This window comes from Psychrobacter sp. FME13, from assembly GCF_014861395.1.
Classification (GTDB): domain Bacteria; phylum Pseudomonadota; class Gammaproteobacteria; order Pseudomonadales; family Moraxellaceae; genus Psychrobacter.
Window position 1 is genome coordinate 22,176 of the sequence record NZ_RRYV01000026.1, and the last position, 9,368, is coordinate 31,543.

Below are 9,368 nucleotides of genomic sequence, written 5' to 3' on the forward strand. Positions count from 1 at the left end.
AACGCTATGCTTTTTATTGTTTTATAACAGCATTTCTAAAACGAATTTGCTACCGATAAAACCAATAGCCAGTAGAATAAAGGCATAAATAGTGATATTGGCAGCCCTTTTACCACGCCAGCCTGCACGCCAACTACCTACTAATAACGTGCCAAACAATAACCATGAGAGTAGACTAAACGCGGTTTTATGAACAATATGTTGAGACATCAAGTCGTGTACATAGATAAAGCCAATACCTAGCGCAATACTGAGTAAGACAAAGCCAACCAATAGCATGTCGAATAATAAGCTTTCCATGCTTTGTAATGAGGGTAGCTTATTGACCCAAAAGCGATGGATCGTGTGATGTTTTAGCTCACGAATTTGTAAGCGTAAAAATAGCGCTTGCACCGCGGCCATCAGCAGCACACAATAGGCCGCCAAAGATAGTAGTATATGCGCCTCAAGCCCAACACTGATATTGGTAATAGGTTGATAAGGGGCGCGACCGATATAGCCAACAGTCATACCTATTAATGCCGTAGGTGCTGCTAAAATAGCAAGGCTAATGATAGGGCGATAGAGACAAAACAGAACATAGAAAAATAAGAAAAACAAACTGATCAGGCTAATGATATTAAATAGATTAAAATTCAGACCGTAAAGGGTTACGACATAAGGATAAAGTAGCACTGCATGTGCCATCATACCGATTGTTAATAATCCCAGACTGATGCCTTTATGAATGGATTTACCTCGAGTTAACGCCCAACCAATGTAAACGCTGACTAAGAGATAAGCTAGGCTAGCAAGTAAGAATGCAAGGTTCACAGACATAAAGCCTCGTCTCATACTGAGTGTAAAACGGCCACTCAGATTGATGCTAAAATGGTATTATCGGAATGATTAGAATAATTGTTTAATTTATCATAAAATGACAGCCAATTGAGTACCATATTGCGTATTACTTATAAAGACTTAGGGTATACCAAACACAATGCCCTGGCTTAAAAATATATTTGCGAATCAATAATTTTATAAAAAGCTTATCAATTTTTGAGTCTACTTGATGCTATAGTGTTGATAATATGCTGTTTTTATCATTATTTTATAAATGCTGATCTAATATTTCATGCTATGCCCGAATATTGTTTATAAACCCTTCAAAAGGTTTTACTAAGAATTATTTTTAACTGAGAGTTATTTATGTTTGATACTTTAACAGAACGACTATCCTCAAGCCTGCGAAATATCGTGGGTAGTGGACAGCTAACCGAAGATAACATCAAAGATACCTTGCGCGAAGTGCGCATGGCCTTGCTCGAAGCCGATGTGGCGCTACCTGTCACTCGTGACTTTGTTAAACGTGTTAAAGAGCAAGCGCTGGGTGCAGAAGTTCTAAAAGAGCTGGCTCCAGGACAGGCCTTTGTCAAAATCGTCCATGACGAGCTGACGGAAATGATGGGCAGTGCCAATCAACAGTTAGAAATGACAGGTAAGCCACCAGTTGTCTATTTACTGGCAGGTTTGCAAGGTGCAGGTAAAACGACTACCGCGGGTAAGTTGGCCAAGTTCTTACAAGAGCGTCATAAGAAAAAAGTCATGTTGGTTTCGGCGGATGTTTATCGTCCAGCCGCCATCAAGCAGCTTGAGCAAGTAGCAGGTCAGGTAAATGCTAAGTTTGTGAACTCAAGCACTGACGAAAACCCAATCGATATCGCGCAACGTGCGATCGAAGAAGCAAAAATCCAGTATCAAGATATTTTAATCATTGATACCGCTGGTCGTCTACATATTGATGACACGATGATGGATGAGATTAAGGCGTTAACGGCTGCCGTCAGTCCATCTGAAACACTATTTGTCGTCGATGCGATGACCGGTCAAGATGCGGCCAATACCGCAAAAGCTTTTAATGATGCATTGCCATTAACAGGTGTTATTCTGACCAAGACAGATGGTGATGCTCGCGGTGGTGCTGCACTTTCTGTGCGTGCCATCACAGGTAAGCCAATCAAGTTTTTAGGTCGCGGTGAGAAACTAGACGAGCTAGAGCTGTTCCATCCTGAGCGTATTGCTCAGCGTATCTTAGGTATGGGTGATGTACTGAGCTTGGTTGAAGAAGTCGAGCAAAAAATCGACCGCGATAAAGCCGAAAAAATGGCGAAAAAGATGCAAAAGGGCGGTGAATTCGACCTTGAGGATCTGTTAACGCAGTTTCAGCAAATGAAAAATATGGGCGGCATGGCAGGATTTTTAGATAAAATGCCAGGTATGGGTGGCTCTGATATGCAAAAAGCCGTTGAAGATGCCAAGCCAGAAGAAAAAGTGCGTGAAATGGAAGCCTTGATTAATTCTATGACACCGTTTGAGCGTAAAAACCCTGATAAGATTAATCCAAGCCGTAAGCGTCGTATCGCTGCAGGTTCTGGTCGCGAGATTCAAGACGTGAATCGTTTGCTAAAGCAGCATAAGCAGATGGCCAAAATGATGAAAATGATCTCTAAGCCGGAAGGCATCAGTAAAATGATGAAGTCTATGAAAGGTTTGATGGGCGGCGGCGGAGCAGGTGGTGCTGGTCCGTTATTCGGCGGTGGTGGTCAGCAAGGTGGCGCAAAAGATGTGAACCCAGAGCAAATGGCAAAACAGATGGGTCTTGATCCAAACAACATGCCAAGCACTGAAGAGATGCAAAAGCAAATGCAAGAAATGCAAAATCAAGCGCCAAAGAAGTTTAAAACCCGCTTTTAAACCATAGCTGATTGTACTGCTTATAATTTTTGATGGAGCCTCAAAACTGATATGGTTTTGAGGCTTTTTCTCTACTCTGACTCAGTACGCATGGATAAAGTATGAAAAACGTAGAAAGTCATAAAATTTGTTTGTCCTAAATGCTATGATAGGCACTATTTTATTTGTTTGTCCTAAATGCTATGATAGGCACTATTTTATGATGCCAAGCGTACAAGCCGAGGTGATGATGTTTTTAGCAATGGATACTGTGTTTGATCAGTGCTCGATCGCAATTTTGGATGTAGATGGTCAGGTACTATCGAGTCATACCGAAACTGGTAAGCGTCAGCAGACTCAGCAGATTCTACCCATGATCGATGCGGCCTTATCTGAAGCGCAGTTAAAGCTGGCTGATATACAGGCCTTGATCTTTAACCGTGGTCCTGGCGCTTTTAGCGGTATCAGAATCAATACAGCGGTAGTACAAGCGCTATCTGTCGCACATGACACTCCTTGTGTGGGCGTTTCAAGCTTACAGGCGATTGCGCAGCGTGCGTATAACCAATATGGTCTGACACAAGTCTATAGTGCGCTGGATGCTCGTATGCAGCAAGTGTATTTTGGGCAGTACGCAGTAATCGATAGTGAAGCCGGCATTATGCAGCCAGTACTGATTGCTGATAATGATAGCACCGAGCAGCTGCTGGATTATGACAGCCAAACTGACCTTGATATCCCAGTAGTCGGTAATGGCGCAGGTTTATTGACTTTGCATGATACACAAGCATGGCATGAATACGTGTCACCGGATGCGGTGGTCATCGGTCAGCTCGGTATCGCGCAATTTATGGCGATAGGTGGAGTAGAGGCGTCACAAGCTTTACCAAAGTACTTACGTAACCAAGCTTGGAAAACGCTGAAAGAGCAAGGCAAAGCATAGTTGTTTTCAGTCATTTGTCGTACTATGCAAAATATAACAACACACTAAAAACTGTATTAACCAATAGGTTTGTATCTAGGAAAGCCACCGTGGATATTATTTTATTAATTCAAGCTGTCATCATGGGTATCGTTGAAGGTATCACTGAGTTTTTACCCATTTCTAGTACGGGCTACCTAATTTTATCAGCAGATGTGATGGGTTTTTGGACCAAAGAAAAAGTCGATTTGTTCGTCGTTGTCGTGCAATTGGGTGCTATCTTGGCCGTTATTTATGACTATTGGGGTAGACTGTGGCAAGCGCTCATGGGCTTGCTAACGGGTAAAGCAGAAGGCATGAATAACCCAAGGCAACTTGGACTGAGTTTGATTGTATCTACTATTCCTGTAATGATCGTTGGTTTTACCTTCGCTGATGAGATTAAAGCCTATTTATTTAATCCGATTACTGTCGCAATTATGCTCATCATTGGTGGTTTGTTGATATTCTATGTTGAGAGTCGTCCTAAAGCGGTCATTGCAAATGAAGCTGAAGATGTCAGCCTAAAAACAGCGTTGATGATTGGGTTATTTCAATGCTTGGCACTAATACCAGGAACATCACGCTCAGGTGCTACTATCATTGGTGCCCTGTGGCTTGGTGTCTCGCGCAAAGCGTCAGCAGAGTTTTCATTCTTTTTAGGTATTCCTGTTATTGTAGGTGCGGCACTATTAGATTTAATCAAACATGGCGACGTACTGACCAATAGTGACGATTGGCTAGTGCTGGGCGTTGGCACGGTGGTGTCATTTATCGTCGCTTTACTTTGTATTCGTTTGCTTGTGGCATGGGTGAGCCGTCGTGATTTTACCATCTTTGCTTGGTTACGTATTATCACAGGTGTGCTTGTTTTGATCGCTGCTTGGGGCTTTGGTTATCAAATGGCAGGTTAGCTGTTGCTATGACTTATAGCGTTATTAGCAGTCGTAAAGAGGGTAGTCATGAGTAGGTTGGATACAGTTTCTAATAAGGCTATCGCCTTTATGCAGTGCCAGCTACTCTACGTGAGCGAGTCGCAGCACAGTCAAGTGGATATGTTGCAAGCATTGATAGAACAGCACCGATTACCAATCATATTAAACGCTGAGTTGTCTGTCGATAAATTAACACAAAAACGTCGCCAGCAATTAAGTCATAGCGCCACTCAACCTATCTTATTATTGGATAATAAAGATAAGCTATCATGGCTCAGTGATGGTCTGAGTGTGACGCCAGAGTGGGACAAACTACAACGCCGTGTGGTGAGTGCAGGACGAAAGTCCGAGTTGCTATTGCAGGCTGCTAAGATCACATCGGATAGTAATGTTATTGATGCGACGGCTGGTTTCGGTCATGATAGCCTAATATTGGGTAGTACTGGCGCACAGGTCACCATGCTAGAGCAGCAACCATTAATGGCATTGCTATTATTGGTAGAGCAGCAGCGTATGAGTGCGTTGCCGAACTGGCAAAAGCTAATGTCACGTCTACAAATTGTAAATATTGATGCGCTGAGTTATTTTGAAATGCTCAAAGCGGAACCAATGACCAGTGATAGTAAGGTTATTGATGTCGTATATCTGGATCCTATGTTTCCAGAGGACAGCTATCAAGACAGCAAGACAGGAAAAGGTGCTAAAGTGGGCAAGCACATGCAAGCATTACATCAACTAGCAAGCCCGCCAACAGTAGAAGAAGAGTGTCAGCTGCTCAAGTCAGCACAATCTATCGTTAGTCAATCTACACAGCACTCTGGTCGTGTGGTCGTAAAACGTCCTCAGCAGGCCCCATTTTTAGCAAGCCAACAACCTAGTGAAAGCTGGCATAATGAGGCAGTGCGCTTTGACGGTTATTTTGCTTGATAGTGACTGTTTACTAGAGATTGTTGGATAGTAACTGTTTACTAGTGACTGTTTGATAGTGATTGTTTACAAGAAAAATGGATTTAGGAGCAAGGAATGTCAACGCTAATTATTTGGGCGATGGGTGCGGCGCTATTATTGATTAATATCATTTTGCGTACTCGAATCCTGCGGCTCGAAGCACGTCTAAAAGAGCTAAGCAATCCACAAGAGCAGCTGGATTTTTTGCGTCAGCAAGCATCACAGAAAGATAAAGTCCCTGCACTGAAAGCTTTGCGCAAACAGTATCCTGAGATGTCACTAGTAGAAGCCAACCAATTGTGGAAACAAATTCAGTAACTAGCTAATTCATTAACCAGACAATTCAGTAACTAGCCAAATCACTTAACAGTCATTTTAGTCGCTTTTCGCAAAGACTATGAGCGCGTATATAACATATTCTATTGATGATAATAAATAACCATGACATTTAAAGATAAACTACAAGCTTATATTCAATTGACCCGCTTTGATAAACCTGTGGGCATTGAGCTATTGTTATGGCCAACATTATGGGGTGTGCTACTGGCTGAGATGGGTCAGGCTCAGCAACAAGGCGCGCCAGCAGCACTGCCGAGTTTTAAGATATTTATAATCTTTGCGCTTGGTGCGGTTTTTATGCGGGCAGCTGGTTGCGCCATTAATGACTTCGCTGATCGAAAAGTCGATGGTCATGTGACTCGTACTAAGGGACGACCATTAGCGGATGGACGCCTATCAGGTAAGGAAGCCGTTGCTGCATTTTTGGTGTTGGTGTTATTAAGTGCCAGTTTACTATTCTTCCTACCCATTGCTGTGTTTTATTGGTCGCTTGGTGCGGTTGTATTGGCGTTTATTTATCCATTTATGAAACGCTACACCCATTTGCCACAAGTGTTTTTAGCAGCGGCTTTTGGTTGGGCGATACCGATGGCCTATGTGGCGATACAAGGCACGCCTGACATTTGGTGTTGGTTGTTGTTTATCGCCTATATGTGCTGGACGGTAGCTTATGACACACAGTATGCCATGGCTGACCGCGAGGACGATTTAAAAATTGGTGTAAAATCAACGGCGATATTATTTGGTCGCTATGATGTGATTATCATCTCGCTACTACAGACGTTATTTTTGCTAATTATGGGCGTGGTCATATGGCATTATTTTTCACCGACCACTTTAGGCATTACGCCAGTATTTGGTTTGGCATTAGTAGCCATGATGTTTACCAAGCAAAACAGTGCTTGTGCTAGTTACAACGCGCGCGCTTGCTTTCAGGCATTTTTGGCCAATATTTGGGTGGGACGTTACATCTTTGCGCTCATTGCCATCGCTTGTATATGGACAACGGTTAATGGATGAGTTAAATAAGGTATCAAGGTTAAAAGCGAAAAAAATCTTTGATACCAATACGTCTGCTATCGATTATCAGGCACGATTGGCTGAGCAGGGCCTCACACGCGAGCAAGTCATCGCAACGGAGCGTAAACTGGCAAAATTTGCCAATACCATGGATTCGTTAGTACGGATACCGTTTACCAAACAAGGCATGGGTGCGGACGCTGCGCTATCGACTATTCCGCTGGCAGGTGATTTGGCGGGACTGGCTTTGACCAGTTATGCATTTGTGTTGGGTCGTCAATTGGGTGTGCCTGCACATAAGATGACGCCTGCTGTCAGACTGGCGCTTATCGATATGGTGGTGGGTATCGTGCCTGGTATTGGCACATTGTTTGACATATTTATTCGTCCGAGCCGTAAAACCTTGGGTATCGTGCACGGGCATCTGCATGATGAGTATGGCATCACTGAAACCATGCACATGGATCGACCATTCTTACATCAGTCATTAGAAGACAAGCAGCAGCACAGCCGCTTTTGGCGAATCCCTATTATTGCTTGGCTGTATTTGCATATTCCTGATATTTTAGGATTGATTGTCATTGTGGTGGTTGGCTGGGGATTATGGGTAATGATGAGCTGGTTGGTCAGTCTATTTGGGAAAGCTACTGGGTTTGGCTAAAACAAAACAATCAGCAGCAGAAGCGGTACACGCTATTATTTAACGTGTGCCGCTTTTTTTATGGCAATTTTTTATAGCAGATTTTGATAAATAGTAAGGCTTAGGCATTACTCAGTGACGACTTCTGCTTCTGCACTGACCGCATCAAAACTAGTGACTTTGTTATTTTGGACAAGGTCGATAGTACCACCGCCAGCATGACTGACCAGCTCAAGGCTACCATCCTTCGAGCGATAAGTAGGGTTATTACCTTGGCCTTTTGGTGCACTTAGCGTCATCTTTGGTTTATTGGACATTGTGACAATAGCATTTAGCGTACCTTCCGCTGAGGTCTCGAATATCACTGATAGCGTTTCACCTGTTGCGTTTTCATAACGGACATCGGTGATTTGTGTCCCTTTGATCGCTTGCTCAGGGTTAGGTTTTACCTCAGTCGTGGGTGGTGCTGAGTTGTTCGCCTCAACGTCACCTTCTAACTGTTCTAAACTAATATCACTATTTGCATCTGTTGGCTGTGCTGTCGTATTGTCGGTATTGTTGTCTAAGTTTGCATCAGCGTCAGCACCAGTGTCAGGGGCGTTGATATTGGTCGTGACGGGCGTTGTTTGTACGGCTGTTTCGGTCTGTGTGTCATTATCTGACTCAGGTTCTGAGCCTTTTTGACAAGCTGCCAGTAGCAAGACACTAAAAAAAGCAACAGGTACTATCCGATAGAAAAATTTGGCAGTTGGCGAGTGTGAGTTAAAATAATTCATGAGTAGATCTTTATCCAATAAGCGTGCTTTATTTACGCACAGTAAATTATGTGAGTCAGTTTTTGTATTAATTATTGACTGTTATAAGTGTCCACTATCTTAGTGAGTAAGGTAAGAGGCGTTTGATGACGAGCCAAAAGCAATTTATTTTATCTTTAAACTGTCGGCTGCCATACCGCTTTCTTTGTAGACATCGTCCAAATATCGGCGACTGGCAAGCAGTTTGTCAACGACACCACTTTGGCTTTGGGTATTAAGCTTTTGCGAAAAATCTAAAATTGAGTTCAACTGTTCTAATACAATGTCATAACTGGTATTTTGTCGATCGGTATCAATAACGACTGTTTTTGCATAGCTTTGGTCAAGGCTTAGATAGTCAGTAATCAATTCTGGCACACGGGTAGCGATGAGTTTATTGAAGGTGAATAACTGTGATTCAGTAATTTCATCGTGATGCGTGGACTCGTATTGCTGACCAATAGCATCCATAGTAACTCGAAAATTCTTAGGCACTTGCTCGTTATATAGCAGTTGTACAAATGGATGATGAGCTGAAAAATTAATTACGCTAAGAGTGCTATCTTGTTCATTACCTACTGACTCTTTAATTGACTCTGCTTGAGACTGAACCGCGATATGATGCGCCGATGCTAAATACTCTTGATGGCGTTGTATAGAGTTATTTTGAGTGTGCTTAGATTTTTCCTTCATCACAAAGAATATGGGTACGATCGCAATTAAGCTAAGTAGAATGAGCAAGAGGGGAAAAGACATATTGGTACTCTGTCGTTAGAAGTGCTATTTATTTAAAATAATAATTTTAGATTACAATATAACATGCTTGTGCTATGTTAAGGCAAAACAGAAATCGATAAAAATATAACTTATTACCAAGTATTTATTTTATTTCTTAGATTAACACATGAAGTGCAATTTCAAAGAGCAGGTGAAAAAAAGACCTAGATGCGCTAGCATCAAAGTCTTTATCCACCGACCAAAGTGAGATTGCAACCATGAGCTATACACATCTAAGCCTA

Annotated in this window: 10 protein-coding genes; 7 read left to right on the forward strand and 3 right to left on the reverse strand. The window is 42.5% G+C overall.

All coding sequences use genetic code 11. The features are described 5' to 3' along the window. Positions 1–21: 21 nt before the first annotated feature. Positions 22–819 (reverse strand): inner membrane protein YpjD, encoded by a 798-nt coding sequence (locus EI164_RS05535; protein WP_413038441.1) that lies wholly within the window; start codon positions 817–819, stop codon positions 22–24. 369 nt (positions 820–1,188) lie between these two features. Here EI164_RS05535 and ffh point away from each other — a divergent pair, with 369 nt between their 5' ends. The 7 genes from ffh to EI164_RS05570 all read left to right on the forward strand — a co-directional run bounded on the left by ffh (position 1,189) and on the right by EI164_RS05570 (position 7,576). Then, positions 1,189–2,733, forward strand: a complete 1,545-nt coding sequence (ffh, locus tag EI164_RS05540; protein WP_192518991.1) for a signal recognition particle protein — start codon at positions 1,189–1,191, stop codon at positions 2,731–2,733. A gap of 229 nt (positions 2,734–2,962) precedes the next feature. Next, positions 2,963–3,655, forward strand: a complete 693-nt coding sequence (gene tsaB, locus EI164_RS05545; protein ID WP_192519001.1) for a tRNA (adenosine(37)-N6)-threonylcarbamoyltransferase complex dimerization subunit type 1 TsaB — start codon at positions 2,963–2,965, stop codon at positions 3,653–3,655. 89 nt (positions 3,656–3,744) lie between these two features. Next, positions 3,745–4,587 carry an undecaprenyl-diphosphate phosphatase gene (locus EI164_RS05550; protein ID WP_192518992.1) on the forward strand — a complete coding sequence of 281 codons (843 nt, stop codon included), beginning with the start codon at positions 3,745–3,747 and terminating at the stop codon, positions 4,585–4,587. 48 nt (positions 4,588–4,635) lie between these two features. After that, on the forward strand, positions 4,636–5,535 hold the full coding sequence (locus tag EI164_RS05555) for a class I SAM-dependent methyltransferase (protein ID WP_192518993.1): 900 nt from the start codon (positions 4,636–4,638) through the stop codon (positions 5,533–5,535). A 96-nt stretch (positions 5,536–5,631) separates the two neighbouring features. Continuing rightward, a complete protein-coding gene (locus tag EI164_RS05560; protein ID WP_192518994.1) occupies positions 5,632–5,874 on the forward strand; it encodes a hypothetical protein in 243 nt (80 codons plus the stop codon). Between the two features lie 123 nt (positions 5,875–5,997). Then, entirely contained in the window at positions 5,998–6,915 is a 918-nt protein-coding gene (ubiA, locus tag EI164_RS05565; protein WP_192518995.1) for a 4-hydroxybenzoate octaprenyltransferase, read from the forward strand. Further along, the gene (locus EI164_RS05570) at positions 6,908–7,576 is read left to right on the forward strand and encodes a DUF4112 domain-containing protein (RefSeq protein WP_192518996.1); all 669 of its coding nucleotides are present in this window, start codon (positions 6,908–6,910) and stop codon (positions 7,574–7,576) included. Before ubiA ends, EI164_RS05570 begins: the two co-directional genes overlap by 8 nt. Positions 7,577–7,683: 107 nt before the next feature. On the opposite strand, the gene EI164_RS05575 is transcribed toward EI164_RS05570, so the two are convergent. Both EI164_RS05575 and EI164_RS05580 read right to left on the reverse strand, forming a co-directional pair. Beyond that, positions 7,684–8,331 (reverse strand): hypothetical protein, encoded by a 648-nt coding sequence (locus EI164_RS05575; protein WP_192518997.1) that lies wholly within the window; start codon positions 8,329–8,331, stop codon positions 7,684–7,686. A gap of 144 nt (positions 8,332–8,475) precedes the next feature. Further along, positions 8,476–9,105 carry a hypothetical protein gene (locus EI164_RS05580; RefSeq protein ID WP_192518998.1) on the reverse strand — a complete coding sequence of 210 codons (630 nt, stop codon included), beginning with the start codon at positions 9,103–9,105 and terminating at the stop codon, positions 8,476–8,478. Positions 9,106–9,368: the final 263 nt, after the last annotated feature.

Bases quoted from the DNA above. Each gene is read 5' to 3' on its own strand.
- EI164_RS05535 (WP_413038441.1), bottom strand. From the start codon at position 819: ATGTCTGTGAACCTTGCATTCTTACTTGCTAGCCTAGCTTATCTCTTA.
- ffh (WP_192518991.1), top strand. From the start codon at position 1,189: ATGTTTGATACTTTAACAGAACGACTATCCTCAAGCCTGCGAAATATC.
- tsaB (WP_192519001.1), top strand. From the start codon at position 2,963: ATGTTTTTAGCAATGGATACTGTGTTTGATCAGTGCTCGATCGCAATT.
- EI164_RS05555 (WP_192518993.1), top strand. From the start codon at position 4,636: ATGAGTAGGTTGGATACAGTTTCTAATAAGGCTATCGCCTTTATGCAG.
- EI164_RS05560 (WP_192518994.1), top strand. From the start codon at position 5,632: ATGTCAACGCTAATTATTTGGGCGATGGGTGCGGCGCTATTATTGATT.
- ubiA (WP_192518995.1), top strand. From the start codon at position 5,998: ATGACATTTAAAGATAAACTACAAGCTTATATTCAATTGACCCGCTTT.
- EI164_RS05570 (WP_192518996.1), top strand. From the start codon at position 6,908: ATGGATGAGTTAAATAAGGTATCAAGGTTAAAAGCGAAAAAAATCTTT.
- EI164_RS05575 (WP_192518997.1), bottom strand. From the start codon at position 8,331: ATGAATTATTTTAACTCACACTCGCCAACTGCCAAATTTTTCTATCGG.
- EI164_RS05580 (WP_192518998.1), bottom strand. From the start codon at position 9,105: ATGTCTTTTCCCCTCTTGCTCATTCTACTTAGCTTAATTGCGATCGTA.